Consider the following 24,302-nt stretch of genomic DNA (forward strand, 5'->3'; position numbering starts at 1 on the left):
CGTGTGCGAAACGCAGACAAGGGATCTTGGGTGGGGCCGTCCGGCTCCACGGTACTAAGGAGACATCACTATGGCAGCAGTGTGCCAGGTGACTGGAGCAGTTCCCGGCTTCGGTCACAACATCTCGCACTCGCACCGCCGGACGAAGCGTCGCTTCGACCCGAACGTGCAGAAGAAGACCTATTTCGTTCCGTCGCTCGGTCGCAAGATCACGCTGAACGTTTCGGCTAAGGGCATCAAGGTCATCGACGCCCGTGGCATCGAGTCGGTCGTCAAGGACCTCCTCGCGAAGGGTGTGAAGCTCTAATGGCGAAGAAGGCTCAGGACGTCCGTCCGATCATCAAGCTGCGCTCGACCGCCGGCACGGGGTACACCTACGTGACGCGCAAGAACCGCCGCAACAACCCCGACCGCATCGTGCTGAAGAAGTACGACCCGGTCATCCGCAAGCACGTCGAGTTCCGAGAGGAGCGCTGATCTCATGGCCAAGAAGAGCAAGATCGCGCGCAACAACCAGCGTGAAGAGGTCGTCGCCCGCTACGCCGAGAAGCGTGCCGAGCTGAAGAAGACCCTGGTCGACCCCAACGCGACCGACGAGGCCCGCGAGGCCGCCCGCGTCGGCCTGCAGAAGCTTCCGCGCAACGCGTCGCCGGTGCGTCTGCGCAACCGCGACGCCATCGACGGTCGCCCCCGTGGCCACCTCTCGAAGTTCGGCATCTCGCGTGTCCGCTTCCGCGACATGGCGCACCGTGGCGAGCTGCCCGGCGTGACCAAGTCGAGCTGGTAAGCACCACAGCACGGTAAGCACCACAGCACAGTGAAGGCCGGAGCCCCTCGGGGCTCCGGCCTTCACTGTTCCCACCGCGCCGGTCAGGCGTGGGAGCTCGCCCAGGCGAGGGCGTAGTCGGCGACCTCTTCCCAGCCGGTCTGGCTCACGATGCGGTGGGTGCGGCCGGGGAACTCCTTGTAGTCGACGACGGCGGGGCTGCCGGTCGCGCGGTACTTCGCGACGATCGCCCGGCCGATGGCGGGCGGCACGACGTGGTCGATCTCGCCGGTGAGGATCAGCAGCGGTGCGCGGTCGGCGCGGGCGTAGTCGACGTGCGTGACGCCCTTCTTCTCGTTGAGCACGGAGGTCACGCCCTCGAAGAACACCCGGTTGTAGGAGTTGACGGCCGAGCGCTCCCACTCGGCATCCGACTCGGCGCGGGTCAGGTCGTTGCCGAAGGTGAAGTGGAAGTGGCGCTTGCTCAGCGGTTTGGCGCCGTTGATGCCGAACGGGTTGCTGAGGATCGGCGTGCCGGTCCACAGCGTCGACAGGGGCAGGGCGGTCACCCCCGCGGTCTGCCCGGGCTCGACGCCGACGTAGGCCACGCCGAGGCCCCGGTCGGCGAGCATCTGCGTGATGACGCCGCCGAACGAGTGCCCCATGATGATGGGCCGGCGGGGGAGGGCGCGGATGATGCGTTCGTAGTGGTCGGTGATCTGCTTCAGGCCGATGCCCTTGAGGGCGGCGGGGTTCGAGCGGATGTCGGCGACGGTGCGGTCGTCGATGCCGGGCCATCCGGGCACGAGCACCTCGTGCCCGGCGGCGCGGAAGCGTTCGGCCCAGGTGTCCCAGCTGGTCGGGGTCATCCACAGACCGTGGATGAGGACGATGGGGGCCTTCTCGGTGGTGTTCATTTCCGGTCTCCTTCTGATGCGGTGGGTGTAGCCTGATGGTAGACCGAACGTTCTATCTACACAAGACTATTCCCGATCGATCCGCATCGACCGGATGGCACGATGGACACGAGGAGAAGACATGACCACCACGACCGAGGGACTGCCCGTGCGATCGGCACGCGCGCGCCTGCTGGATGCCGCGACGACGCTGTTCTACGGCGAGGGCATCCGCGCCGTGGGGGTCGATCGCATCATCGAGGCCGCGGGGGTCACCCGCGCGACGATGTACAAGCAGTTCGCCGGCAAGGAGGGCCTGGTGCTGGCCTACCTCGAGGGTGAGGACGCGCAGCTGCGCGCCGTGTTCGCCGCGGCCTCCGGCGCGGAGCAGGCGCCCGAGGCCCTGCTCGAACTCGTCGTCGAGGGCATCGCCGCCGACATCCGCGACCGGCACACCCGCGGGTGCCCCTTCATCAACGCGGCCGCCGAGTACCCGGACGAGGGGCCGGTGCGCGCCCTCATCGCCGAGCACCGCGAGTGGTTCCGCGGCACGCTCGAGCAGCTGGCGACCGCCGCCGGTCTCACCGCGCCCGGCGAGGTCGCCGCCTCGCTGGTGCTGCTGAGAGATGCCGCCCTGGTGGGGGGATACCTCGACGGTCAGGACCGCGTGGCGCCGGCCTTCGCGCGCACGGCCCGCGGCGTGATCGCGGCCCATCGCCCCTGAAGCGCGTCACATTCGTCACATCTGTCACTTCCGACACGCGACACGCCGGTGAGTATGACGCGGGAGGGCTCTGAATCCGCGGAATTCCGCGGTTCATGGGTACATTGGGTGGCGGTCGATCCGACCAGCCGGCGGCGCTGCCGCCGGTCCGATGTAACTGAAGTCGGCAATCGCCGTCTGGAGGACAACCCCATGGCCATCACCAAGACCGAGCTCGTCGCCAGCATCGCTTCCGCGACGGGCCAGAGCCAGTCCGCCGTCTCGGGCGTTCTCGACGCCCTCTTCTCGAGCGTCTCCGACGCCGTCGCCAAGGGCGAGAAGGTCACCATCCCCGGCTGGATCGCGTTCGAGCGCGTCGAGACCTCGGCCCGCACCGGCCGCAACCCGCAGACCGGCGAGGAGATCAAGATCGCCGCCGGCCAGCGCGTCAAGGTCACCGCCGGCTCGAAGCTCAAGGCTGCGGTCAAGTGATCCGAGGCGCGTCACGGTCGTGAAGCGACCCTGACGCGCCGGCGATCCGGTCGCGTGGCCGCCCTCGGGCGGCGCACGCCACCGCGCACCCACCGCGAAGGGGGGATGCCGTCCGGCATCCCCCCTTCCGCTGTCTCCGGGGGCGACCCGGTGCCCGCCGCCGCGGCGGCGCACCCCCTCGGGCCACGTAGGCTGGACGGGTGGACTCGCGCGCGCTCCGGGTCGCCGGGCCCGTGATCCTGGCGGTCGCGGCCGTGCTCGCGCTCATCGTCGCCCTCTCGTACGGCGGCGGCGCCGCGCCGCTGCTGGCCGCCGACCCCGGGCCCGTGGTGCGCTGGGGGCTGCCGGTGGCCAAGCTCCTGGTCAACCTGTCGGCGGCGGGGCTCATCGGCTCGCTCGTGGTCGCCCTGTTCGCCCTGCGCGCGGGGGAGCGCCCCTTCGATCTCGCGCTCGACGTGGCATCCGTCTCGGCGGCGGTGCTCACCATCGCCGGCGGCGCGGTGGCCTACCTCACCTTCCTCAGCATCTTCAACGCGCAGCCCAGCGCCGGCGCCGAGTTCGGCGGCCAGCTGGGCCGCTTCCTCGTCGACACCGACGTGGGCCGGGCCTGGCTCATCACGACCATCGCCGCCGCCGTGCTGACGGTGCTGACCTTCGCGGTGCGCGGCTGGCTGTCGACGCTGCTGGTGGCCGTGCTCGCCCTGGCGGCCCTCGTGCCCATGGCCACGCAGGGGCACTCCGGCGACGAGGCCAACCACAACACCGCCGTCGTGGCGCTGCTGCTGCACATCGTCGGCGCCGCCGTCTGGCTCGGCGGCCTCGTGATCGTGGTGATCGTGCGCCCCGCCCTCACCCGGGCGCAGATGGCCGACGTGCTCGCCCGCTACTCCTCCATCGCCCTGGCCGCCTTCGCCGTCGTCGCGATCTCGGGCGTGGCCCGCGCCGTGGTCGGCGTCGTCTCGTGGCAGTACCTGGCCTCCCCCTACGGCGTGCTGCTGCTGGTGAAGGTCGGCGCGCTCGTGGCCGTCGGGGTGATCGCCGCCTGGTACCGCCTGCGCCTCATCTCCCGCATCCGCGAGGATGCCACCTCCCGCGCGTTCTGGGGCCTCATCGCCCTGGAGCTCGCCTTCCTCGGCATCGCCAGCGGTGTGGCGGCGGCGCTCGCGCGCACGCCCCCGCCGGTGGACACGAGCCTTCCCGAGGTGCCGAGCCCCGCAGAGCTGCTCACCGGGGCGCCGCTGCCGCCCGAGCTCACCCCCGCCCGATGGCTCACCGCCTGGGACATCGACATGCTGTGGGCCTTCGTCGTGGCCTTCGGGCTGTTCTTCTACCTCGCCGGCGCCTGGCGGATGCACCGCCGCGGCGACCGCTGGCCGATCTACCGCACCGTGCTGTGGGTGGCGGGCATGCTGACCCTGCTGTGGGTCACCTGCGGGCCGATCAATGCCTACCAGGACTACCTGTTCAGCATGCACATGGTCGGGCACATGCTGCTGAGCATGGCGATCCCGATGATGCTCGTCTTCGGGGCCCCCGTGACCCTCGCCGCCCGCGCGATCCGCAAGCGCGACGACGGCACCCGCGGCGGTCGCGAGTGGATCCTGTGGGCCGTGCACACCCCGTTCGCGAACGTCATCACGCATCCGCTGTTCGCGGCGGCGATGTTCATCGGGTCGCTGTGGGCGTTCTACTACACCGACCTGTTCCGGTGGTCGCTCTACGACCACATCGGGCACGAGTGGATGATCGCCCACTTCCTCGTCTCGGGCTACCTGTTCGTGCAGTCGCTCGTGGGCATCGACCCGGTGCCGCTGCGCTACCCCTACCCGTTCCGGCTGCTGACCCTCATCGGCGTCATGGCCATGCACGCGTTCTTCGGCATCTCGATCATGATGTCGTCGGGGCTGTTCGTGGCGGAGTGGTTCGGGTCGATGGGGCGCACCTGGGGCGGCACGCCGCTGGACGACCAGTACCTCGGCGGCGGCATCGCGTGGTCGATCGGCGAGATCCCGACCCTCATCCTGGCGATGACGGTGGCGATCCAGTGGAGCCGCAACGACCAGCGCACGCAGCGCCGGGCCGACCGGCAGGCCGACCGCACCGGCGACGCCGAGCTCGAGGCCTACAACGCCCGCCTCGCCGAACTCGCCGAGCGCGACGCCCGCTCCCCGCGCTGACGAACTCCCGGCGCCGGCGGTGGCCGGTCAGTCGGCGGGGGAGACCTGAATGGATGCCGACCCGTTCGGCAGCATCGTGATCGCGCCGGTCAGGAAGAACGGCACGTCGACGTCGACCTCGCGCACCGAGCCGTCGAAGATCGAGCGGATGTCGACCCGGATGTGCGCGGTCGCCTCGGTGCGCGGGATCTTCCAGCCCGCCCCGTCGGGCTCGAGGGCCACGGTCGGCTGCGTCGTCATCGACCAGGTGGGGGCGTCGACGATGCGGTTCTGCACCATGAAGCCGAACGGGCAGCCGGTGGGCTGCAGCACCTGCTGGGTGGTGCACTCGGTGAGGAACTTCTCGACCTCGTCCTGCACGACCGCGACGAACTCGGGCGTGGGCTGGGTCTGCAGGCCCACCGGGATCACGGCGCGCGGCTTGTCGGAGAGCACCGCCACCCCGGGGCTCGTCGAGACCGCCGTGTCGACGGCGATCGAGTAGAGCCCGGGCGAGAAGACCAGCAGCGGCACGTCGGCCAGCGGGTCGGCATCCTCGCGCTCGGGCAGCACCTGCCGCTTGTCGATGGCGAAGCCGTTGACCGAGAACTGCATCGACCCGCGCACCGACAGGTCGATGACCGCCAGCGGCGACGCCGCGAAGCGCCAGGTGGGGGCGAGGCCGATCGAGCCGGCGCGCTCGACGGTGAAGCTCGTGGTGCCGCGGTGCGGGCCGGCGTCGTACGAGACGGTCACCGTGACGGTGTCGCCTTCGTCGACGGCGGACTCGACCTCGATGTCCGACAGCGGCGCGAGGGCGGCCTGGCGCAGCAGCGCCTCGCTGGCGGTGGCGGGAAGGCCCGCGGCGGTGAGGTCGGTGGAGTCGACGGCGACCCCGGGCACGGCCAGCGCGTCGGCGGCCCGCCCCTCCGACAGCAGCGAGAGGTAGCGCGAGACGAACGCCTCGGGGCTGTAGAGCCCGCGGTAGGCGACGACCGACGCCGCCCACAGCGCGCCCACCAGCAGCACGCCGATCACGACGAGCGCGGTGAGGTCCCACGCCAGGATGCGGGTGCGGGTGCGACCGGCGCTGCGTGCCGCACCGGCATCCGCGCGCGTCGTCTTGTCCACCCCGTCCACTCCCCCAGTCTAGGAAGCCCGCCTGATAGCTAGCATGGATCGGTGACCCTGCCCCCGTTGTCGCCCGAACAGGATGAGCTGTTCCGGCGCATCGAGGACACCCGCGACCACGTGTTCGTCACCGGTCGCGCCGGCACCGGCAAGTCGACGCTGCTGCAGCACCTCGCCTGGAACACCTCGAAGCAGATCGCGGTGTGCGCCCCGACGGGGGTGGCCGCCCTCAACGTCGAGGGGCAGACGATCCACTCGCTGTTCCGGCTGCCCATCGGCCTCATCGCCGACAGCGAGCTCGAGCAGTCCGAGCCGGCGCGCAAGATCATGAACGCGATCGACACGCTCGTCATCGACGAGATCTCGATGGTCAACGCCGACGTGATGGATGCCATCGACCGGTCGCTGCGGCAGGCCCGCCGGCGCCGGTCGGAGCCCTTCGGCGGCGTACAGGTGGTGATGTTCGGCGACCCCTACCAGCTGTCGCCCGTGCCGCCCCGCGGCGACGAGCTGCGCTACATCAACGACCACTACCGCTCGTTCTGGTTCTTCGACGCGCAGGTGTGGGCGGGGCCGCGGGCCGATGCCGGGGCGGTGCGCTCCGACGGCCTGCTCGACCTCGGCCGGGTGGGTGCGCCGCTGCACATCGCCGAGCTGCGCGAGATCCACCGGCAGGCAGACCCCGCCTTCAAGCACATGCTCAACGCGGTGCGCTACGGCGTGGTCACCGCCGACATCGCCGAGACCCTCAACACGACGGGCGCGCGCACGCCTCCCGAGCCGGTCGACGGCGAGCCGCCGATCATCACGCTGGCCACCCGCAACGACATCGTGAACCGCATCAACCAGCGCCACCTCGACGCGCTGACCGGTCCGGTGCAGCGGGCGCGCGCCGAGATCTCGGGCGACTTCGGCCGCGGCGACACCTACCCCGCCGACGCCGAGCTGCAGCTGAAGGTCGGGGCGCAGGTGATGTTCCTGCGCAACGACGTGGCCGGGTACGGCGGCGACGGACCGCGGTGGGTGAACGGGTCGATCGGCACGGTCACCCGCATCGCCGGGGGCACCGTGCGCGTCGAGCTCGACGGTGAGGAGCACGACGTCGAGCCGATGGTGTGGGAGAGGTTCCGCTACGCCTACGACCCGGGCTCGCGCAAGCTCACGCGCGACATTGTGGCCGAGTTCACCCAGTTCCCGCTGCGCCTGGCGTGGGCCGTGACGATCCACAAGTCGCAGGGCAAGACCTACGACCGCGCGATCATCGACCTGGGTTCGGGGGCGTTCGCGCCCGGGCAGACCTACGTCGCGCTGTCGCGCCTGACCTCGCTCGACGGCCTGTATCTCTCGCGCCCGCTACGCCCGAGCGACATCCTCGTCGACGCCGACGTGCGCCGCTTCATGGCGGGGGTGCGCGCCGCCGGGATGTGACCCGGGCGGATGCCGCGCGTCAGGCGACCTGCGCGGCCTTGGCGTCGGCGAGATCGGTGAACAGGTCGGTGTTGAACTGGTAGGCCACCAGCACCTCGTCGATGATGCGGGCCTGCTCGTCGGCATCCCACGGCGCGGCGTCGAGCTGCTCGCGGTAGACGACCTTGAACGCCGCGGGGTCGGCGACCTCGTCGAACAGGTAGAAGCCGATGCCGTTGGTCTCGAAGCCGAACTGGCGGGCCATGAGCTTGCCGATGAACTGCCCGCCCGACAGGTCGCCGAGGTAGCGGGTGTAGTGGTGCGCGACGAAGCCGCCCGGCCAGACGGCGCCGACCTCGCGGATGCGGTCGACGTAGCGCTGGGTCGTCGGCAGCGGCGCGATGCGCTCCCGCCAGTCGTCGCCGATGAGGAAGGCGAGGTCGGCCTCCAGCGCCGGCAGGCGGGTGAGCTTCTCGCTGATGAAGGTCGCCGCGACGGGGTCGGCCGACATGCGGCCGGCGACGTCTTCGAGCGCCTCGTAGATGAACCAGTGCTGGGCCACCAGCGCGACGTAGTCGTCGCGGGTGCCTTTGCCGCGCATCAGGTCGGCCATGAAGCCGGCGTGCTCGCTGCCGGAGTGCGCGGAGCTGGAGCGCTCGCGGAGTGCGGTGGAGAACGGGACGAGTTCGGGCATGGCGCGACTATAGCAAAACTTAGGTACAGCTAACCTGAAGGTTGCGACACGCGACGTCTCGCCACCCCCCCCGTCGCGATCAGTCGTGGGGGCGCGGGGCCACACCGAGGCGGGCGCAGGCCTCGTCGTAGAGCGCGACGACTTCGCGGCGCACCTCGCGGCGCTCGGTGATGGGGCCGCCGAGCCAGGGGATGCGGACGGTCTGCTCCTCGCCGCCGCCCGTCGTCACGCGCCACTGTCCGGCGTCGCCGTCGAAGGTGACCATGGTGGCGGCGACGACGTCGACCGACGGCGCGAAGGCGCGCGTGATCAACAGGTTGTCGTCGGTGTGGTCGGAGTTCATGTGGCCGAGCACGCCCGTGAGGGCGGCGTCGTCGAAGGTGTGCGGCATGGCGATACCTTCTCACAGCGCGTCGTCATGCCCGGCGGCGTACGGCCGATGTGCTGTAATCGAAGGGACTGAATCCGGGGGAGAACAATGCCGAAACGTCCGATGCGCGCGCTGGCAGCCATCGCATCCGCGACGCTGGCTCTGGGCCTGGCCGCATGCGCGCCGACGTCGACGTCGGAGGTCGATCTGCCCTCGGTCGTGGAGACGGGACTTCCCGAGGGCGTGGTCGCCGAACTGCAGGCCGCCGTGGCGACCGCCGTGGCCGTGACCGGCGCGAGCGGCGCGATCGTCGACGTGCGCGCGCCCTGGGCAGGATCGTGGCAGGAGGCCACGGGGTCGCTGGTCCCCGGCGGCGCGGCCACCACCGTCGACGCCCCGTTCAAGGCGGGCAACATCACCCGCTCGATGACCTGCGACGTGCTCTACGGCATGGTCGCCGACGGCAAGGTCGCCCTGAGCGACTCGGTGGTGAAGTGGCTCCCCGGCTACCCCACCGGCGACACCGAGATCACCCTCGAGCAGCTGTGCGACGGCACCAGCGGTCTGCAGTCGTATGCCCCGGCGCTCATGGGGCGCTGGATGGCCAATCCGGCGCGCGACTGGAACCCCCGCGAGCTGGCCGCCTACGGCTTCTCGCGCGGCCTGGCGTACGCCCCCGGGTCGGCATATGCCGATTCCGACACGGGCTATGTGATGCTCGGCCTCGTGCTCGAGCGGGCCTCGGGCATGTCGGCCGCCGACCTCTACGAGCGCTACGTCTTCGAGCCGGTCGGCATGGACGCCAGCAGCCTGCCGTCGGGCACCGCCGCGACCGACGGCCGCCTCGCGGGCCTGCAGTCGCCGGTGGTCGACGGCGCCGCCGTGTGCGACGCCCCCACCGATGTCACCGCGCTGTCGTCATCGGCCGGGTTCACCTCGTCGGGTGTCGTCTCCACCGTCGACGACCTCTCCCGCTACATCCGCTCGGTCGCGGCATCTGCTCGCGACTATGACGCGCCCGGCCGGTTCGACGAGCCGATCTCGCTCGGCGAGCCGTCGTGGTTCACCGCCAAGGGCGGCGCGTTCCAGGCGGGCACTCTCGTGGGTCAGTACGGCTCGACGCCCGGCTACCTCACGGCCGCCTTCGCCGACCGCGACTCGGGCCTGTCGGTGGTGGTCGTGCTGAACAACTCGCTCGCCCCCGACACCGTCGTGCGGTCGCTGGCATGGCAGCTCGCCGCCGTCGTCTCCAAGGCTCCCGCCGCCGAGGGGCAGACCGCCCCCGACGCGGGACTGCCGTGGGATGCCGCGGGCCAGGGCGAGCAGGTCGTCGCCGGCGCGGTGTGCCCCGTCGGCTGACCGGGCCCGCCCCCACGGCGGTGGCCCTCGTGGTCGCCGGTCTCGCCTGTCAGGAGGTCGGCGCCGCCCTCGCGGTGCGCCTGTTCCCCGAGACCGGGCCGCTCGGCATGGTGATGCTGCGCCTGGTGTTCTCGGCGCTCGTGCTGCTGGCCATCGCACGGCCGCGCCTGCGCGGCCACGGCGCCGCCGACTGGCGCGCCGTGATCGCGTTCGGCGCGGTGCTGGCGCTCATGAACGGGCTGTTCTACCTGGCCCTCGAGCGCCTCGCGCTCGGGGTGACGGTGACCATCGAGGTGCTCGGCCCGCTCGTGCTGTCGATCGTCGCGAGCCGGCGTGCGGCGGCGTGGCTGTGGGCGGCGGTCGCGTTCGCGGGCGTGGTGGCCCTCGCCGGGGGCGGCTGGGACCGCCTCGACCCGCTCGGCGTGCTGTTCGCCCTCGGCGCCGCGGTGAGCTGGGCGTTCTACATCCTCGCCTCGGCGCGGGTGGGCGGCGCGTTCGTGAAGCTCGAGGGCCTCGCCCTGGCGATGGTCGTCGGCGCGGTGCTGTCGCTGCCGCTGGGCATCGTGGATGCCGGGGCGGCGCTGCTGCGGCCGGAGGTGCTGCTCATCGGTGCCGCCGTCGCGGTGCTCTCGTCGACCATCCCGTATGCGCTCGAGCTGATCGCGCTGCGGCGCCTGGCGGCCTCGGCCTTCGCGGTGCTGATGAGCCTCGCGCCGGCGATGGCCGCGATCGTCGGGTTCGTGCTGCTCGGGCAGCAGCTGCACGCGGCCGAGATCATCGGCATCGCGCTGGTGATCGCGGCGTCGATCGGCGCGGTGCGCGCGGCCGCCCGCGCGACCCCCGCCGCACCGCTGGCCTGAGCCCGGCCTACTCCGCGACCGGGCTGACCGCGGGGTACGGGGCGCGCACGGCCTGCGCGGCCAGCAGCTCGGCGCGCAGGGCCGGATCGGCGGCGGCGCGGGCGGCGGTCAGCGCCAGGGCGATGGCGCCGTCGACGACGGCGCCATCGCCGGCGGGCGAGGAGGCCGCGGCGGCGTAGCCGGCGGTGTGGGGCACCGCATCGCTGCCCCGCAGCGCGATCATCGGATGGATCGAGGGCAGGTAGCGCGACACGTTCGCCATGTCGGTCGACCCGGCGGCCATCTCGTGGTGGGAGAGCACGTCGTACCCGCGGGCGACGAGCTCGTCGTCCCACAGGCGCGCGAGCGGCTCGTGCTGGGCGAGCACGTCGTAGGGCGGCTCGGGCAGCTCGATCTCGAGGGTGCAGCCGGTGGCCAGGGCGGCCGCCTCGAGGCAGTCGCGCACCTTCGCGCGGGCGCGGTCCCACTCGGCGCGGTCGACGGCGCGCATCTCCACCTGCAGCACGCCCAGCGCCGGGATGATGTTGGTCGCGCGCCCGGCCTCCTCGACGAACGACGACACGACGGTGCCGGCCCGCAGCTGCTGACGGGCGAGCCCGATCGCCACCTGCGCGAGGGTGACGGCGTCGGCGGCGTTGATGCCGTCGTGCGGGGCGGCGGCGGCGTGGGCGGCGACACCGGTGAAGCGGGCGACGACGCGCTCGAAGGCCTGGGTCGTCAGGCCGACCGCGCTGTACTGCTCGGCCATCCCGCCGTGGACCATGAGCGAGAACGTCGCGTCGTTCCAGGCGCCCGCTTCGAGCATGACGATCTTGCCGCCGCCGAGCTCTTCGGCGGGCGTGCCGAGGAAGCGCACGCGGATGCCGAGCCGGTCGGCGACGGCGGCGAGGGCGACGGCGGCACCCACGCCCGCGGCGGCGATGAGGTTGTGCCCGCACCCGTGGCCGACCTCGGGCAGCGCGTCGTACTCGCCGACGACGGCGACGGTCACCTCGCCGTCGCCGTAGGTGGCCGCCACCGCGGTGGGCAGACCGAAGGCGCCGACCTCGACCTCGAACCCGTGGCGGCCGAGCACGGCGGCGACGCGAGTGGCGGCGCGGTGCTCGTCGAAGGCGAGCTCGGGATCGGCGCCGATGGCGTGGCTGAGCTCGAGCAGCTCGGGGGCGAGCCCGTCGACGGCGGCCGTGAGCTGTGCGCGCAGGGCGGTGACGGTGGTGGCGTCGAGACCGGTGATGCTCACGCGGCGACCTCCTGAGGGGTGGGGACGGATGCGGATGCCGGGCGCGGCGCGCGGCGGAGGGTGAGGGCGAGCACCGCGCCGACCACGTTGCCGACGGCGAACACGGCCCAGATGACCTGGAACGCCGCGGCCGCGGGCACGGCGGGCGCAGCGGCCGAGGGGTCGCCGATGACGAGCGTCGCCAGTGTCGCGGCCACGAACGCGCCCGCCAGCGACCCGGCGAGGGTGCGGGTGGTGTTGTAGAGCCCCGACACCGAGGCGGCCGACGACTCCGGCGCGCGCTGCACCACGATGCCCGGCAGCACGCCGGTCACGAGGCCCGTGCCGGCCGAGGCGATCGCCGAGAAGACCAGCAGCAGGGCGAGGCCCTGCGGCAGCGTCGCCAGCGCGGCGAAGCCGCCCGCGGCGATGAGGGCGCCGAGTGCGACCGTCGTGCGTTCGCCGAGCCGGCGCGCCAGGGCGTTGGAGAGGAAGGCGGCGACCGAGCTGACGAGCGCGGTGAGCCCGATGACCGCGCCGACGGCGCCGGCGGACACACCCGCGCCGTAGCCCACGGCATCCGGGGAGGCGGTCAGGTACAGCACCGACGGGGTCTGGTTGCCGAACAGGGCGATCGAGACGAGGAAGGCGATGACCAGCGGGGTGATGAGGCCGCCGCCGCGGATGACGCCGACATCGATCAACGGGGTGCGGGCGCGCATCTCGACGAAGACGAACCCGACGAGGGCGAGCGCGCCGATCGCGAGCGGGCCGAGGGTGAGGGGGCTCGTCCACCCGGCGGCGGTGCCTTCGGAGAGCCCGAACATCACCCCGACCAGCGCCACTCCCAGCACGATCGCGCCCGCCACGTCGACGCTGCGGCGGGCGTCGCCGCGGTCGGCCGGCACGAAGGCGAGGGTCGCCGCCACGAGCGCCACGATGCCGAGGGCAGGCAGCAGCTGCACGGTGGGGAGGTGGCCGATGGCATCCATCGCCACCCCGCCGAGCACCGCGCCCAACGCGACGCCGATCGTCAGCGTGCCGACGAGGTAGCCGATGACGCGATTCGCGGCGGCGGGGCGCAGGGTCTTGAGCAGGGCCATCTCGATCGGCAGCCAGACGGCCACCGGGCCCTGGATGATCGCGCCCAGCAGCAGCAGCGGGAAGGTCGGCGCCAGGGCGATGAGCACCGATCCCGCCGCCGTGAGCGCGACGGCGAGCACGAGGATGCGCTTGCGCCCGTAGCGGTCGGCGATCACCACGAACAGCGGCACCGAGACCGCCGACGAGAGCAGGCTCACCGTGAGCACCCAGCTCACCGAGCCGCCGGAGACCTCGTAGTGGGCGGCGATGCCTCCCACGAGCGGGATGATCCAGCCCTGGATGATGCCGCCGAACAGCTCGAGGGCGATCAGCACGGGAACGAGCAGTCGCCCGCCGACGCCGGTGGCGGGGGAGACGGAAGTGGTCATGGGGGTCCGATCTGGGATGCGGGACGGAATGCGGGAATCCTTCTCCGGTTGCACGCAGAGCGCTCGTATCGACGGATATTCGCGTGGAAAAATGCACGTATGACGGAATCTGCGCTGGATGCCACCGATCTGGAGATCATCCATGCGCTGCAGATCGAACCGCGGGTGTCGTGGACGGCGCTGGAGGCCGTGCTGGCGGTGGATGCGGTGACCCTGGCGCGGCGGTGGGCGCGCATCGTCGGCGACGGGCTGGCCTGGCAGAGCGCCCTCGACGGCCGCCGCGCGCACACGGCCATCACCGAGATCTCGTGCGTTCCGGGCGCCGTGCTCGACACCGCCGCCGAGGCGGCGCGCGACGCCGAGGTGCTCTCCATCGACGTCACCAGCGGACGTCGCGACCTCATCCTCACCGTCGGCACCGGCAGCATCGAGGCGCTCGCCGCCTACGCGATCGAGCGCTTCGGGTCGCTGCCCGGGGTGCGCTCGGTGCAGACCCACATCGTCGCCGACACCTTCCGGCTCGGTCAGCACTGGACGGTGCGGGCCCTCCCGTCGGCGCAGGCGGCCCGCGTGCCCCGCCCGCGCCCGCCCCGGCCCGGCAGCGCGCGGCGGGTGGCCCCGCCGATCGCGGCGGCCCTGTGCGACGCGCTGGCGGGCGACGTGCGGATGCCGTACGCCGAGCTGGCGGCACGGGTGGGCATCAGCGCGCAGCGGGCGGCCGACTACCTCGCGCGGCTGCGGGCCGACGGCGACCTCGTGCTGCGCACCGACGTGGCCGGGCCGGTCTCGAGCTGGCCGGTCATCTCGTGGTACTTCGTGCAGACCCCCACGCGCACCATCCAGACCGCACGCGAGCTGCTGCCGAGCCTGCCGGCCGTGCAGTTCGCCGCGGCCACCACCGGCCCGTACAACCTGATCCTCGCGGGCAGCGCGCGCACGATGGCCGAGACCATCGACCGCGAGGCCGACCTCGAGCGCTCGCTGCCGGGTGCGCGCATCGCCGATCGGTCACTGGTGCTGCGGGTCTACAAGCACCTCGGGCGCCTCATCGACGCCGACGGGCGCGCGATCTCGCGGTGACCGCCCCCGGTGCCTCAGGCCATGGCGTCTCAGGCCATGGTGTCGAGGATGCCGGTGAGGTGGGCCAGCGACGTGCGCGGGTTGAGGATCGCGAAGCGGGCGTTGGTGCGTCCGGCGTGGCTGGAGGGCGTCACGAATGCGTGCTGGTCGTCGAGCAGCTTCGCCGACCACCGGTCGTAGTCGGCCTTCTCCCACCCGTCGCGCTCGAAGACGACCACGCCCAGCTGGGGGCGGCGGACGAGCGTGAAGCCCGGGCGCGCCTCGATGACGTCGGCGACCTCGTGGGCGAGGTCGATCGCCGAGGTGATCGCGTCGCGGTAGACCCCGGCGCCGTAGGTGGCCAGCGAGAACCACAGCGGCAGGCCGCGGGGCCGGCGGGTGAGGTGGGCGGCGAAGTCGGACGGGCTCCAGTCGCTGGTCTGGGTGAGCGTGTCGAGGTACTCCGCGTGCTGGGTGTGCGCGCGGCGGCCGAGCTCGGGATCGCGGTAGATGAGGGCGCAGGCGTCGAACGGCGCGAACAGCCACTTGTGCGGGTCGACGATCACCGAGTCGGCGCGCTCGACGCCGCGGAAGAGGTCGCGGGTGCGCGGCGAGAGCATCGCCGCCAGGCCGTAGGCCCCGTCGATGTGCAGCCAGACGCCGTGTGCGGCGGTGGCATCCGCGATGCCGGCGATGTCGTCGACGATGCCGAAGTTGGTGGAGCCGGCCGTCGCCACCACGGCGAACACGCTGCCTTGGTGCTCCTCCAGCGCGGCGCGCACGGCCTCTCCGCGGAGCACCCCGTCGTCGGAGGGCACCGCGACGACCTCGACGTCCATCACCCGGGCGGCCGACGCGATCGACGAGTGCGCCTCGGCGCTGCACACCACCCGCCAGCGGTCGGGGCGCAGGCCCTGCTCGCGGGCGGCCTCGCGGGCGGCGACCAGGGCGGAGAGGTTGCCGAGCGTGCCGCCCTGCACGAACACGCCGCCGGCGCCGGCGGGCAGCCCGAACTCGTCGGCCAGCCAGCGCAGCACCTCGTTCTCGGCGTGCACCGCGCCGGCACCCTCCAGCCACGACCCGCCGTACAGGGCGCTCGCCGAGACCACCAGGTCGAACGCGGCGGCGGCCTTGGACGGGGCGGAGGGGATGAAGGAGAGGTAGCGCGGGTCGTCGGTGGTGATGCACGACGGGGCGAGCACGTGCTCGAACAGGCCGAGCGCCTTGCGGGCGCCGATGCCCGCTTCGGTGACGGTGCGCCCCGCCAGCCGGGTGAGCTCGGCGGCGGCGAGCGGCTTGTCGAGCGGGGTGTCCTCGGACAGCAGCCGCCGGTGCGAGTAGTCGAGCACGAGGTCGACGATGGCGCGGGTCTCGGGCGTGACGTCGTGCATGCGGGAGGGCTGAGCGGTCATGCGGGGGTCTCCTGGTCGTGCGAGGGATGCGCGGTGTCGTGCGCGGTGTCGTGCGCGGGCGGGGCGAGCGGCGGGGTGCGGGGCGGCGCGGTGCGGCGGGGTGCCAGTGCCTCGAAGGCGCCGGCCAGACGCAGCAGGGCGGTGTCGTCGTAGGCGCGTCCGGCGAAGGTGAGCCCGACGGGCATGCCGATGTCGGCCATCGTCCCCATCGGCACGGTGACGGTCGGGATGCCCAGATGCCGGATGGCGAGGTTGCCGTTGGCGATCCACACGCCGTTGCGCCAGCCGAGGTCGGCCGAGGCCGCGTCCACGTCCATGTCGGCCGGGCCGACGTCGGCGACGGCGGGGAAGACGACCGCGTCGAGGCGGCGGGCGTCCATCCAGTCTTCGAGGTCTTCGCGGCGGGTGCTCTCCAGGCCGCGCAGGCCCTCGGCGAGGTGCGGGATGTCGGTGAGGGCGGTGCCGGGGTGGGCGCGCACCCACTCGGGGTACTCGGCGATGTCGTCGTCGAACCCCGTGTAGCGGTCGGGAAGGGCGCCGGGCGGATGCGGGAAGATGCGCGCCCCGTCGACTCCCGCCAGGTGCGGCAGGGCCGGGTCGCCGTTGGCGCGCAGGAAGTCGTCCCACGCCCACGCCGACAGGTCGAGGATCTCCCGCTCCAGGAACGCGGGGCTCACGCGGCCGCGGGTGGCGATCGAGCCGGCGCCGGGCCGGTCGTTCTCGTAGCGCGACACGACGGGGAAGTCGACGACGACCACCTCGGCGCCGGCGGCCTCGAGGTCGGCGCGGGCGGCCCGCCACAGCGCCAGCACCGACGGGCGCGGGGTGATGGCCTGGCCGGTCGGACCCCCGATGCCCGGGGGCTCGGCGGTGCCGGCATCCGGATCTTCGCCGAGGTACATGGCGGGCACGCCGAGGCGCACCCCGCGCAGCGACCCGCCGCTCGCGTCGGCCGGATACGAGACGGGGCGCACCTGCGCGGCGGGCGGCACGCTCACCCACGGCTGGGTGCGCCAGAAGTCGCCGCGGGTCTCGGGGTCGTCGGCGACGATGACCTCGAGCACCTCGAGCAGATCGGCCATGGTGCGGGTGTGGGGCACGACGACGTCCATCGTGGGCACGAGCGGCCAGTTGCCGCGCACCGAGATGACCCCGCGCGAGGGCGTGTAGGCGCACAGGGCGTTGTTGCTGGCGGGGCCGCGGCCGCTCGACCAGGTCTCTTCGCCGAGGCCGAACGCGGCGAAGCTCGCCGCCGTCGCCGTGCCCGAGCCGTTGGACGATCCCGACGCGAACGGTGCGGTGAGGAAGTCGGCGTTGTAGGGGCTCTCGGCGCGGCCGTAGACGCCGCGCTGCATGCCGCCGTTGGCCATCGGCGGCATGTTGGTGAGCCCGAGGCAGATCGCGCCGCCCGCCCGCAGCTGCCCGATCGTGAAGGCATCCCACTGGGCGACGAGGTCGGCGAAGGCGGGGCTGCCGGCGGCGGCGGTGAGGCCGCGCACGAGGTAGCTGTCTTTCGCGGTGTAGGGGATGCCCTCGAGCGGACCGCGCACGTCGCCGGCCGCGCGGCGGGCATCGGAGGCGGCGGCCTCGGCGAGGGCGTCGGGGTTGCGCACGACCACCGCGTTCAGCGCGGTCGCGGTACCCGGCCCGTCGTAGGCGTCGATGCGCGCGAGATAGGCCTCGACCAGGTCGACAGCGGTGGCCGCGCCGCTCTCCAACGCACGGCGCAGGTCGGCGATCGACGCCTCGACGACGTCGATCATCGGCCGGCCGGAGTGGTGAGGGCGGGCTGCTGCTGGGTGATGCAGTGGATGCCGCCGCCGCGGGCGAACAGCTCGCGGGCGTCGACGGTGACGACCCGGCGACCCGGGTAGACGTCGGCGAGGATGCCGCGGGCGCGGTCGTCGGAGGCGGCGTCGCCGAACCCGCAGGCGATGACGCCGCCGTTGACGACGAGGTGGTTGACGTAGCTCCAGTCGACGAAGCCCTCGTCGTCGCGCAGGGTGGGAGGCGCCGGGAGGTCGACGATCTCGAGGCCGCGGCCGGCGGCATCCGTCGCGGCGGCGAGCACCGCGCGGATCTCGGGCATGACGGCGTGGTCGGGGTGGGCGGGGTCGGGCTGCGCGTGCAGCAGCACGCGGCCGGGCGAGGGGAAGGTGGCGACGATGTCGACGTGGCCGTTCGTGCCCATGTCGTCGTAGTCGCGGGTGAGTCCGCGGGGGAGCCAGACGGCGGTGGTCGCGCCCACGGTGCGCGCCATCTCGGCCTCGACGCGGGCGCGGTCGGCGTAGGGGTTGCGGCGCGGATCGAGCTGCACCGTCTCGGTGAGCAGCACCGTGCCCTCGCCGTCGACGTGGATGCCGCCGCCTTCGTTGACGAGCACCGAGCTGACCAGCTCGGCGCCGAGGCCGGCGGCCACGGTGCGGGCGTGGGCGGCCGACAGCTGCCACTGCGCCCACTGCGGGGCGCCCCAGCCGTTGAAGATCCAGTCGACCGCGCCGAGCACGCCGGGCCGGTCGTCGTCGACGACGAAGGTGGGGCCGTGGTCGCGCATCCAGAACTCGTCGACGGGCGTCTCGAGAAGCGTCACCGCGTCGCCGAGCATGCCGGTGGCGCGGGAGGTCTCGCTCGGGTCGACGAGCATCGTGACCGGTTCGAACTCGGCGACGGCGCGGGCGACGGCGGCCCACGCGTCGTAGCCGGCCGTGCGCTCGGCATCCGTCTCGCCGAGGGTGAGTCCCTCGCGCGGGAACGCCATCCAGGTGCGCTCGTGCGGCGCGGTCTCTGCGGGCATGCGCCAGGCCATCGTCCACCTCCGGTTTATTGATCACTTGATCAATTCGGGTTGAGCGTACAGAATCGCAAGGGTGACGTCAACGGATCCCGCCGCGACCGGCACCCGCAGGCGGCGCAGCGCCGACGAGCGCCGCGCCGAGATCGCCGACGCCGCGCGCGCCCTCGCCCTCGAGGAGGGGCTGAGCGGCGTGACGCTGCGCGCCGTCGCGGCGCGGGTGGGGGTGGCCTCGGGCCTCGTGGCGCACTACGAGCCGAGCATGGACGCGCTCATCGCCCGCACGTTCACCCGCATCGTCGGCGACGAACTCGACGGGCTGCGCGCCCTCACGGCGCAGGCGCCCGACGCGGTGGCGGCCGTGCGCATGCTGTTGGGCCTGCTGCTGGAAGGCACGCACGACGCGGTCACCCGCGTCTGGGTGCAGTCGTGGGGGCTCGGCGGCGAGGTGCTGGGCGCCGCCGTGCGCGCGGCGATGGACGACTGGGAGGGGTACCTCGAGCAGCTCGTCGACGCCGGCGTGGCCGCGGGGCGCTTCCGCGTGGTCGCCGGCTCCCGTGCCGTGGCGGTGCAGATGCTCGGGATGATCGACGGGCTCAACGCCCACGCGCTCGTGCGCTGGCGCGAGCCCGCCGACCGCCGGGCCCTCATGGCGCTGTCGGTCGAGGCGATGCTGGGCCTCGACCGCGGCGCGCTCGACGAGCGGTAGCGACGGCGCGGGGTCTGTGCGGGGTCCTGCGGGGTTCGGCGGGGTCCGGCGGGGTCCGGCGGAGTTCGACTCGCGAAACTCCTCCATTCCGCGGCCCGGTGCGCCCGAACCGGGCGGATCGGGGCCCACGCGGCTCGGAATGGAGGAGTTTCGCGGCGGCCCGGGGCGGACTGCGCGAGGGCCGGGCGGCCGACAGCCGGTGCCGACCGGTGCCGACCGCCGCTCCCGCCGCCCGCCGATGCCCCGTGCCCCGCACCCGCCCGGCGGTCCGGCGCCCGGACTCTTCGGCGACCCGGCTTGCGAAACTCCGCCAATCCGCGGCCCGAAGGGCCCGAATCCGGCGGATCGGGGCCGGCGCGGCTCGGAATGGAGGAGTTTCGCGGCGGCCGAGCCGCACACCGACCCGTGATCGGACCCCCGTCGCCGGACCCCGGCCGCCGCGGGCCGGGCATCCGGTCAGGGCCGCGTGACACAATGCCGGGCATGGCGCGCCCGGCATCCTCTTCGCGACGTGCGGGCACCCGCCGGGGCGGTCGGTCGCGCGGGCGCCGCGGGGTGCGCGGATCGGCGGCCCACCGGCGACGGCGGGCGGCGCGGCGGCGGCGCTGGGGTGTCGCGCTCGCTGTGAGTGCCGTGCTCGCGGTGCTCGCCGTGATGGTGGGGCTCGGGGCGTTCGCCGTGTCGCAGCTGGCGGCGCCGATCACGGCGCCGGCGCCCGAGCCGCGCTGCGTGCCGACGGCGCGCTACAGCGACGCGCAGCTGGCCAACGCGCAGACGATCATCGCCGCGGGGCGCGACGCCGGCTTCGGCGACCGCGACGTCACGATCGCGGTGATGACCGCGCTGGGCGAGTCGAGCCTGCGCAACATCGACTACGGCGACTGGGAGACCAGCGGGGTCACCAATCCCGACGGCACCCGGACGACGTCGATCGGGCTGTTCCAGCAGCAGGACGGCTGGGGCACCCGCGAGCAGCGCCTCGACCCGTACACCGCCGCGACCCTCTTCTATCGCGCGATGGAGCGGCGCGTGCCCGACCGCGCGTCGGTCGAGCCCACGCTGGTGGCCCACCGCACGCAGGTGAACAAGGATCCGCAGCACTACGCGCGCTACTGGGACGACGCCGCGCGCATCGTCGCCGGCGACGTGCTCGCGGACTGCCGGTGACCCGGGCGAGAATGAGGCCATGAGCGGGAGCGGTGCCGACGAGCTGGATGCGATCGCCGCCGAGCTCTACGCGGTGCCGCCTGCCGGGTTCACCGCCGCCCGCACCGCCCGCGCCCGTGAGGCCGACGGTGAGCTCGCGACCCGTATCGGCGGTCTGCCCAAGCCGGTCGTCTCGGCCTGGGCGGTGGACCTGCTCGCCCGCGAGGGCCGGCTGACCGATGCGCTCGCGCTCGCCGCGGCGCTGCGGGAGGCGCAGGACGACCTCGACGCGGCCGAGCTGTCGAAGCTCAGTCGGCAGCGTCGGCAGCTGGCGGGTGCGCTTGCCGCGGAGGCCGTCGACCTCGCCGAGGCGCACGGCGTCTCGGTCAGCACCGCCGCGCGCGATGACGTCGAGAAGACGCTCACGGCCGCGATGATGGATGCCGCGGCGGCCGCGGCCGTCTTGTCGGCGCGCCTGGTCAAGCCGCTCGAAGCCGCCGGCTGGGGCGAGGTCGACCTCGCCGGCCGGCTGGGCGGGTCGATGCCGGGCGCCGCGCCCGAGGCGCCGAGCGATGACCTCGCCGAGCGCCGCGCGCGCAAGGCTGCCGAGAAGGCGGCGCGGGAGGCCGAGCGCGCCGCGGAGTCGGCCGAGCGCGAGCACACCGGGCTCGAGGTGCGGCGCGGGCGCGCGCAGGAGCATGTCGATCGCCTCGCGGTGCGCCTCGACGAGCTGCGCCGCGAGCTCGACCGCGTCGAACGCGACGAGGCGGCAGCGCGCGCCGAGCTGGACGACCTCGCGCAGGCGGTGACGGCGGCGGCGGATGCGGCGCGCACCGCGGCCAAGAAGGCCGAGGCCGCGCGCCGCGGGCTGGGCTGAAGTCCGCCGCTCAGGCCTTCTGCAGCTCTTGGGCGAGCATGACGATGATGCCGCTCGGGCCGCGCACGTAGCTGAGCCGGTAGAGGTCGCGATAGGTCGCCACGCCGCGGAGCGGATGGCATCCGTGCCGCGCGGCGATCTCGAGGGCGGCGTCGATGTCGTCGACGGCGAAGGCGACCCGGTGCATGCCGATCTCGTTGGGCTGCGTGGGGGCGGTCTCGATCGCGTCGGGGTGGATGTACTCGAACAGCTCGAGGCGGCCGTGCCCGTCGGGGGTCTGGAGCATGGCGATGCGGGCGTGGTTGCCGTCGAGTCCGACGGCGGTGTCGGTCCACTCGCCGCTGACGGTGTCGCGGCCGATGACGGTGAGCCCGAGGTCGGTGAAGAACGCGATCGTCGCGTCGAGGTCGCGCACGGCGATGCCGACGTTGTCGAGCCGGATGGTCATGCGCGTCATCGTAGCCAGCCGGATGCCGGGGGGTCAGCCCCCTCCGGCGCGCGCGGCGAGCACGAGGAGCTCGGCGATCACGCGGGGCTCGGCGAGGATGCGGAAGTGCCCGCCGGTGTCGAGGCGGATGTTGGTGGCGCCGGCCAGTTCGCTGCCCTCGGGGATGTGCGGGTCGAACCGCGCGTAGAGGGAGACGATGCGCCCGTTGACCGCGCTCTCGCGGCCGAGCGCGACGATCGTCGCGTCGCGCGGGGAGAAGATGCGCAGCGATCGGGCGAGCATGAGGCGCGCATAGCGCGAGCCGCCGAACGGGGTGGCCACCGCGAGCATGGCGCGCACCCGGTGGCCTTCGGGGCCGAGCATGACCTGCTTGCCGACGAGGCCGCCCTTGCTGTGGGCGGCGATCACCACGTCGGTGAGGTCGTGCGCGACGAGGTAGGCGCTGACCTGTGCGGCGGTGTCGGTGACCGAGCGGCGGTTGCGTCGGAGCGCGTCGATCACGTGCACCGGGTGTCCCCGCGCGTGGGCGGCGGCGGCCAGCGGCTGCAGGAACTTCCACGTCTCGAAGATGCCGGGGATCACCACGATCGGCGCGCCGGTGCCGCCGAGGAACGCGTCAGGCCGGGTGCGGTCGACGAACGCGCGCACCTGCCACGCCGCCGCGTAGGCGTAGTCGCGCGCCCACCAGGCGAGCTCGCGCAGCGCTACTCCCGGCCCGGGAGGTGGAGGTCGCGCGGGTCGACCTCGACATCGCCTCCGTCATCGGGGCCGCCGGCGCCGGGCGCGACGTGCACGGCATCCTGATCGATGTCGTCGGGGAGCGCGTCGTCGGGGTTGTCATCGTCGGGCACCGGGGCGGGCGGCAGCGCATCGGTCTCGCCGGCGGCCACGCGCATCTCGTCTTCTCTGTCCATGCCGCCAGGCTCCCGCGCCCGGGCGTGCCGGGGCAGAGGGTTGACAGCGGGGGCTCCACGCGCGACGGGGCGGTGGACAACGGCATCCGCAGACCCCGCACGCCCGCGGCCGGACGAGTACCGTCCCTGACCTCGGGCGCGCACGGGCTCAGCGCGTGACGGCGACCGGCTCGGCCGCGGTGGGCACCGCGGTGGCGACGCTCGTGAAGCGGGTGCGGCCGACGACGACCGCGGCGACGATCATGAGCACGGCTCCCAGCCAGTAGGGCGCGGAGTGCGCGACGCTCGCGTAGAGCACGCCGGCGATGAGCGGCGCGACGGTGCTCATCGCGGCGTTGAGCGACTGGGTGGCGCCGCCCAGCCAGCCCTGCTCGTCGTCGCCCACGGCGTTCGACATGGCGCCGTCCATGGCGGCCTGCGAGGCGCCCTGCCCGGCGGCGAGCATGAGCGCGCCCAGGATGAACAGCCACGGCTGGGCGAGGATCGAGGCGACGAGGGCGAGAGCGCAGAGCCCGACGGCCTGCGCGACGATGCCGCTGACGATCACGCCGCGCTCGCCGATGCGGGGGAGCAGGATGCCCAGCAGCACGCCCTGCACGATGATGTCGATGATGCCGACGGCGGCGATGAGCAGTCCGATGGCGGTCGGGCCCCACTGGATCGCGTCGAAGGCCATCACGCTGAAGTTGTTCACGAAGAAGCCGAACGGCAGGGCGAGCAGGCCGAAGCCGATCATCAGGCCGCGCAGTTCGGGGCGGCGGAAGGCGTCGCGGAAGACGGCGAACGGATGTAGGTCGCGCACGGCGATGCGGGGGATCCGCTTGTCGGGGGCCAGGCTCTCGGGCAGCAGGAAGATGCTCAGGATCGCGATGACGAACGAGACGCCGGCGGTGACGAAGACGGGGAGGTCGACGCTCACCGCGGCGAGCAGGCCGCCCAGGGCGGGGCCGACCATCGTGCCGATGCCGGAGAGCGCGCCGAGGATGCCGAAGCGCTGGGCGCGCTTCTCGGGAGGGGTGATGTCGGCGAGGTAGGCGAAGAGGGCCGGCAGGTCGCCGGCGGTGGCGCCCTGGATGACGCGCGCGAGCAGCAGCACCCACAGGGCGCCGCCGATGCCGAACAGCGTCATGCCGATCGCGGCGCCGAACGCCGAGACGATGATCACGGGGCGGCGGCCGAAGCGGTCGGAGAGGCGCCCGAGGAACGGGGCGATGAGGAAGGCGCACAGGCCGTTGACGGCCTCGAGCACGCCCACCCAGACGGCGAGTTCGTTCTCGTTGCCGACGTACTGCAGCACGACGAAGGGGAGCACGGGGAGGACGACGGTCATGCCGGCCGTCGTGAGCATCGTCAAGACGATGAGCGTGGCCCACGCGCGCTTTCCGGTGCGCGTCGCGGGGGAGGAAACTGAAGTCATACCA

26 protein-coding genes are annotated in these 24,302 nt (G+C 73.1%); 13 read left to right on the top strand and 13 right to left on the bottom strand.

Annotated elements, in window-relative coordinates:
* Positions 1 to 70 precede the first annotated feature (70 nt).
* The 3 genes from rpmB to rpsN are packed head-to-tail and all read left to right on the top strand — an operon-like array spanning position 71 to position 787.
* Positions 71 to 307: a 50S ribosomal protein L28 gene (gene rpmB / locus N3K63_RS04545; protein WP_018187658.1), complete on the top strand. Its 237-nt coding sequence runs from the start codon at positions 71 to 73 to the stop codon at positions 305 to 307.
* A complete protein-coding gene (rpmG, locus tag N3K63_RS04550) occupies positions 307 to 477 on the top strand; it encodes a 50S ribosomal protein L33 (protein ID WP_005051772.1) in 171 nt (56 codons plus the stop codon). The genes rpmB and rpmG overlap by 1 nt, the downstream gene beginning before the upstream one ends.
* Positions 478 to 481: 4 nt before the next feature.
* Positions 482 to 787 (top strand): 30S ribosomal protein S14, encoded by a 306-nt coding sequence (gene rpsN / locus N3K63_RS04555; protein WP_144806591.1) that lies wholly within the window; start codon positions 482 to 484, stop codon positions 785 to 787.
* A gap of 83 nt (positions 788 to 870) precedes the next feature.
* On the opposite strand, the gene N3K63_RS04560 is transcribed toward rpsN, so the two are convergent.
* Positions 871 to 1,683: an alpha/beta hydrolase gene (locus N3K63_RS04560; RefSeq protein WP_261578805.1), complete on the bottom strand. Its 813-nt coding sequence runs from the start codon at positions 1,681 to 1,683 to the stop codon at positions 871 to 873.
* A 121-nt stretch (positions 1,684 to 1,804) separates the two neighbouring features.
* Between N3K63_RS04560 and N3K63_RS04565 the strand changes: the two genes are divergently transcribed.
* From N3K63_RS04565 to N3K63_RS04575, 3 genes are all read left to right on the top strand, one after another.
* Positions 1,805 to 2,386, top strand: coding sequence for a TetR/AcrR family transcriptional regulator (locus tag N3K63_RS04565; protein WP_261578806.1), 582 nt, complete (start codon positions 1,805 to 1,807; stop codon positions 2,384 to 2,386).
* 192 nt (positions 2,387 to 2,578) lie between these two features.
* The gene (locus N3K63_RS04570) at positions 2,579 to 2,857 is read left to right on the top strand and encodes an HU family DNA-binding protein (RefSeq protein ID WP_261578807.1); all 279 of its coding nucleotides are present in this window, start codon (positions 2,579 to 2,581) and stop codon (positions 2,855 to 2,857) included.
* A 200-nt stretch (positions 2,858 to 3,057) separates the two neighbouring features.
* Positions 3,058 to 5,034, top strand: coding sequence for a bifunctional copper resistance protein CopD/cytochrome c oxidase assembly protein (locus N3K63_RS04575; protein ID WP_261578808.1), 1,977 nt, complete (start codon positions 3,058 to 3,060; stop codon positions 5,032 to 5,034).
* A gap of 27 nt (positions 5,035 to 5,061) precedes the next feature.
* Here the strand turns inward: N3K63_RS04575 and N3K63_RS04580 are convergent, their stop codons facing one another.
* Positions 5,062 to 6,153, bottom strand: coding sequence for a hypothetical protein (locus N3K63_RS04580; protein ID WP_390895013.1), 1,092 nt, complete (start codon positions 6,151 to 6,153; stop codon positions 5,062 to 5,064).
* Positions 6,154 to 6,195: 42 nt separating this feature from the next.
* Here N3K63_RS04580 and N3K63_RS04585 point away from each other — a divergent pair, with 42 nt between their 5' ends.
* Positions 6,196 to 7,572: an ATP-dependent DNA helicase gene (locus tag N3K63_RS04585; protein WP_261578809.1), complete on the top strand. Its 1,377-nt coding sequence runs from the start codon at positions 6,196 to 6,198 to the stop codon at positions 7,570 to 7,572.
* A 19-nt stretch (positions 7,573 to 7,591) separates the two neighbouring features.
* On the opposite strand, the gene N3K63_RS04590 is transcribed toward N3K63_RS04585, so the two are convergent.
* Together N3K63_RS04590 and N3K63_RS04595 are read right to left on the bottom strand one after the other, a co-directional pair.
* Positions 7,592 to 8,245, bottom strand: coding sequence for a biliverdin-producing heme oxygenase (locus tag N3K63_RS04590; protein ID WP_261578810.1), 654 nt, complete (start codon positions 8,243 to 8,245; stop codon positions 7,592 to 7,594).
* Positions 8,246 to 8,324: 79 nt separating this feature from the next.
* On the bottom strand, positions 8,325 to 8,636 hold the full coding sequence (locus N3K63_RS04595; protein ID WP_261578811.1) for a DUF2470 domain-containing protein: 312 nt from the start codon (positions 8,634 to 8,636) through the stop codon (positions 8,325 to 8,327).
* Positions 8,637 to 8,738: 102 nt separating this feature from the next.
* Between N3K63_RS04595 and N3K63_RS04600 the strand changes: the two genes are divergently transcribed.
* Positions 8,739 to 9,974, top strand: a complete 1,236-nt coding sequence (locus N3K63_RS04600; RefSeq protein ID WP_261578812.1) for a serine hydrolase domain-containing protein — start codon at positions 8,739 to 8,741, stop codon at positions 9,972 to 9,974.
* The gene (locus tag N3K63_RS04605) at positions 9,959 to 10,834 is read left to right on the top strand and encodes an EamA family transporter (protein ID WP_261578813.1); all 876 of its coding nucleotides are present in this window, start codon (positions 9,959 to 9,961) and stop codon (positions 10,832 to 10,834) included. Before N3K63_RS04600 ends, N3K63_RS04605 begins: the two co-directional genes overlap by 16 nt.
* 7 nt (positions 10,835 to 10,841) lie before the next feature.
* Here N3K63_RS04605 and N3K63_RS04610 read toward each other — a convergent pair whose 3' ends face one another.
* Complete coding sequence (locus tag N3K63_RS04610) at positions 10,842 to 12,074, bottom strand: amidohydrolase (protein WP_261578814.1); 1,233 nt, start codon at positions 12,072 to 12,074, stop codon at positions 10,842 to 10,844.
* The gene (locus N3K63_RS04615; RefSeq protein ID WP_261578815.1) at positions 12,071 to 13,525 is read right to left on the bottom strand and encodes an MFS transporter; all 1,455 of its coding nucleotides are present in this window, start codon (positions 13,523 to 13,525) and stop codon (positions 12,071 to 12,073) included. The genes N3K63_RS04610 and N3K63_RS04615 overlap by 4 nt, the downstream gene beginning before the upstream one ends.
* A 99-nt stretch (positions 13,526 to 13,624) precedes the next feature.
* Here N3K63_RS04615 and N3K63_RS04620 point away from each other — a divergent pair, with 99 nt between their 5' ends.
* Entirely contained in the window at positions 13,625 to 14,605 is a 981-nt protein-coding gene (locus tag N3K63_RS04620) for an Lrp/AsnC family transcriptional regulator (RefSeq protein WP_261578816.1), read from the top strand.
* A 29-nt stretch (positions 14,606 to 14,634) separates the two neighbouring features.
* Here N3K63_RS04620 and N3K63_RS04625 read toward each other — a convergent pair whose 3' ends face one another.
* The 3 genes from N3K63_RS04625 to N3K63_RS04635 are packed head-to-tail and all read right to left on the bottom strand — an operon-like array spanning position 14,635 to position 18,802.
* Entirely contained in the window at positions 14,635 to 15,996 is a 1,362-nt protein-coding gene (locus N3K63_RS04625; RefSeq protein ID WP_261578817.1) for a pyridoxal phosphate-dependent decarboxylase family protein, read from the bottom strand.
* Positions 15,993 to 17,759: an amidase gene (locus N3K63_RS04630; RefSeq protein ID WP_261578818.1), complete on the bottom strand. Its 1,767-nt coding sequence runs from the start codon at positions 17,757 to 17,759 to the stop codon at positions 15,993 to 15,995. The genes N3K63_RS04625 and N3K63_RS04630 overlap by 4 nt, the downstream gene beginning before the upstream one ends.
* A complete protein-coding gene (locus N3K63_RS04635; protein WP_261578819.1) occupies positions 17,756 to 18,802 on the bottom strand; it encodes an agmatine deiminase family protein in 1,047 nt (348 codons plus the stop codon). The genes N3K63_RS04630 and N3K63_RS04635 overlap by 4 nt, the downstream gene beginning before the upstream one ends.
* A 61-nt stretch (positions 18,803 to 18,863) precedes the next feature.
* Here N3K63_RS04635 and N3K63_RS04640 point away from each other — a divergent pair, with 61 nt between their 5' ends.
* The 3 genes from N3K63_RS04640 to N3K63_RS04650 all read left to right on the top strand — a co-directional run bounded on the left by N3K63_RS04640 (position 18,864) and on the right by N3K63_RS04650 (position 21,519).
* On the top strand, positions 18,864 to 19,496 hold the full coding sequence (locus N3K63_RS04640) for a TetR/AcrR family transcriptional regulator (RefSeq protein WP_261578820.1): 633 nt from the start codon (positions 18,864 to 18,866) through the stop codon (positions 19,494 to 19,496).
* A 624-nt stretch (positions 19,497 to 20,120) separates the two neighbouring features.
* Complete coding sequence (locus N3K63_RS04645; protein WP_261578821.1) at positions 20,121 to 20,663, top strand: peptidase M23; 543 nt, start codon at positions 20,121 to 20,123, stop codon at positions 20,661 to 20,663.
* Positions 20,664 to 20,682: 19 nt separating this feature from the next.
* Positions 20,683 to 21,519: a transposase gene (locus tag N3K63_RS04650; RefSeq protein WP_261578822.1), complete on the top strand. Its 837-nt coding sequence runs from the start codon at positions 20,683 to 20,685 to the stop codon at positions 21,517 to 21,519.
* A 10-nt stretch (positions 21,520 to 21,529) separates the two neighbouring features.
* Here the strand turns inward: N3K63_RS04650 and N3K63_RS04655 are convergent, their stop codons facing one another.
* The 4 genes from N3K63_RS04655 to N3K63_RS04670 form a co-directional block, all read right to left on the bottom strand.
* Positions 21,530 to 21,967: a VOC family protein gene (locus N3K63_RS04655; RefSeq protein WP_261578823.1), complete on the bottom strand. Its 438-nt coding sequence runs from the start codon at positions 21,965 to 21,967 to the stop codon at positions 21,530 to 21,532.
* A gap of 33 nt (positions 21,968 to 22,000) precedes the next feature.
* Entirely contained in the window at positions 22,001 to 22,615 is a 615-nt protein-coding gene (locus N3K63_RS04660; RefSeq protein WP_261578824.1) for an esterase/lipase family protein, read from the bottom strand.
* Between the two features lie 56 nt (positions 22,616 to 22,671).
* A complete protein-coding gene (locus N3K63_RS04665) occupies positions 22,672 to 22,881 on the bottom strand; it encodes a hypothetical protein (RefSeq protein WP_261578825.1) in 210 nt (69 codons plus the stop codon).
* A gap of 148 nt (positions 22,882 to 23,029) precedes the next feature.
* Positions 23,030 to 24,298: an MFS transporter gene (locus N3K63_RS04670; RefSeq protein WP_261578826.1), complete on the bottom strand. Its 1,269-nt coding sequence runs from the start codon at positions 24,296 to 24,298 to the stop codon at positions 23,030 to 23,032.
* Positions 24,299 to 24,302: the final 4 nt, after the last annotated feature.

This window comes from Microbacterium festucae, assembly GCF_025421715.1.
Classification (GTDB): domain Bacteria; phylum Actinomycetota; class Actinomycetes; order Actinomycetales; family Microbacteriaceae; genus Microbacterium; species Microbacterium festucae.

Bases quoted from the DNA above. Each gene is read 5' to 3' on its own strand.
- rpsN (WP_144806591.1), top strand. From the start codon at position 482: ATGGCCAAGAAGAGCAAGATCGCGCGCAACAACCAGCGTGAAGAGGTC.
- N3K63_RS04655 (WP_261578823.1), bottom strand. From the start codon at position 21,967: ATGACCATCCGGCTCGACAACGTCGGCATCGCCGTGCGCGACCTCGAC.
- N3K63_RS04595 (WP_261578811.1), bottom strand. From the start codon at position 8,636: ATGCCGCACACCTTCGACGACGCCGCCCTCACGGGCGTGCTCGGCCAC.
- N3K63_RS04590 (WP_261578810.1), bottom strand. From the start codon at position 8,245: ATGCCCGAACTCGTCCCGTTCTCCACCGCACTCCGCGAGCGCTCCAGC.
- N3K63_RS04600 (WP_261578812.1), top strand. From the start codon at position 8,739: ATGCGCGCGCTGGCAGCCATCGCATCCGCGACGCTGGCTCTGGGCCTG.
- N3K63_RS04615 (WP_261578815.1), bottom strand. From the start codon at position 13,525: ATGACCACTTCCGTCTCCCCCGCCACCGGCGTCGGCGGGCGACTGCTC.
- N3K63_RS04665 (WP_261578825.1), bottom strand. From the start codon at position 22,881: ATGGACAGAGAAGACGAGATGCGCGTGGCCGCCGGCGAGACCGATGCG.
- N3K63_RS04560 (WP_261578805.1), bottom strand. From the start codon at position 1,683: ATGAACACCACCGAGAAGGCCCCCATCGTCCTCATCCACGGTCTGTGG.
- rpmB (WP_018187658.1), top strand. From the start codon at position 71: ATGGCAGCAGTGTGCCAGGTGACTGGAGCAGTTCCCGGCTTCGGTCAC.
- N3K63_RS04565 (WP_261578806.1), top strand. From the start codon at position 1,805: ATGACCACCACGACCGAGGGACTGCCCGTGCGATCGGCACGCGCGCGC.
- N3K63_RS04670 (WP_261578826.1), bottom strand. From the start codon at position 24,298: ATGACTTCAGTTTCCTCCCCCGCGACGCGCACCGGAAAGCGCGCGTGG.
- N3K63_RS04570 (WP_261578807.1), top strand. From the start codon at position 2,579: ATGGCCATCACCAAGACCGAGCTCGTCGCCAGCATCGCTTCCGCGACG.
- rpmG (WP_005051772.1), top strand. From the start codon at position 307: ATGGCGAAGAAGGCTCAGGACGTCCGTCCGATCATCAAGCTGCGCTCG.
- N3K63_RS04625 (WP_261578817.1), bottom strand. From the start codon at position 15,996: ATGACCGCTCAGCCCTCCCGCATGCACGACGTCACGCCCGAGACCCGC.
- N3K63_RS04635 (WP_261578819.1), bottom strand. From the start codon at position 18,802: ATGGCCTGGCGCATGCCCGCAGAGACCGCGCCGCACGAGCGCACCTGG.
- N3K63_RS04650 (WP_261578822.1), top strand. From the start codon at position 20,683: ATGAGCGGGAGCGGTGCCGACGAGCTGGATGCGATCGCCGCCGAGCTC.
- N3K63_RS04630 (WP_261578818.1), bottom strand. From the start codon at position 17,759: ATGATCGACGTCGTCGAGGCGTCGATCGCCGACCTGCGCCGTGCGTTG.
- N3K63_RS04620 (WP_261578816.1), top strand. From the start codon at position 13,625: ATGACGGAATCTGCGCTGGATGCCACCGATCTGGAGATCATCCATGCG.